Below are 282 nucleotides of genomic sequence, written 5' to 3' on the forward strand. Positions count from 1 at the left end.
GGAACCTTTGGGCGCCTCCGTTACACTTTAGGAGGCGACCGCCCCAGTCAAACTGCCCACCTGACACTGTCTCCCGGGTCGATAAGACCCGTAGGTTAGAATTTCAATACATTCAGGGCGGTATCCCACCAGCGCCTCCACCGAAGCTAGCGCTCCGGTTTCAATGGCTCCCGCCTATCCTGTACAAAATGTACCAAAATTCAATATCAGGCTACAGTAAAGCTCCACGGGGTCTTTCCGTCCTGTCGCGGGTAACCTGCATCTTCACAGGTACTATAATTT

Annotated in this window: 1 rRNA gene; it reads right to left on the minus strand. The window is 52.8% G+C overall.

Going from position 1 to position 282, the window contains the following annotated elements:
- Window positions 1–282: ribosomal RNA gene (locus MR113_RS27685) — 23S ribosomal RNA — on the minus strand; the annotation flags it as partial.

The organism is Bacillus cereus group sp. BfR-BA-01379 (genome assembly GCF_022663605.1).
Lineage (GTDB): Bacteria > Bacillota > Bacilli > Bacillales > Bacillaceae_G > Bacillus_A > Bacillus_A mobilis.